Source organism: Paralimibaculum aggregatum, assembly GCF_030270585.1.
Lineage (GTDB): Bacteria > Pseudomonadota > Alphaproteobacteria > Rhodobacterales > Rhodobacteraceae > Thermohalobaculum > Thermohalobaculum aggregatum.
This window is the reverse complement of sequence record NZ_BSYI01000161.1, coordinates 1-362: the sequence shown is the minus strand read 5'-3', so window position 1 is coordinate 362 and position 362 is coordinate 1. Positions and strand designations below refer to the sequence as shown.

Annotated in this window: 1 protein-coding gene; it reads right to left on the bottom strand. The window is 74.3% G+C overall.

Annotation, left to right across the window (positions count from 1 at the left end; translation table 11 throughout):
- On the bottom strand, positions 1 to 362 hold a 362-nt coding region (locus QSJ97_RS24775; protein ID WP_285675174.1), incomplete at both ends, for a recombinase zinc beta ribbon domain-containing protein.

The following is a 362-nucleotide window of genomic DNA, read 5'->3' as shown; positions in this document are numbered from 1 at the left end:
GGCGGATCCGCCGGCGTGCCGCGCAGGTGCCGAGCTTGTGCGCGCCGGCACAGCCGAGATAATCCCGCCCGACAGCGGTGTAGCGGCTGCCGCAGGCGGCGCAATGGACGAGGCCCGTCAGAAGGTGCCTTGCCCGGCGCCGTTCCCAGAACCGCGAGGCCCGGATGCCGGCGACCGCGGGCGTCGCCATGATCTCGTCCTGCCGGCGCTTCACGGCCTCCCAGAGCGCGTCGTCGACGATCCGGAGCTCGGGGACCTCGGCCACCACCCAGTCCGCGGGCGGGTTGGGGCGCGAGACGCGCCTGCCGGTCGCCGGGTCCTTCGCGTAGCGCAGCCGGTTCCAGACCAGGCGGCCGATGTAG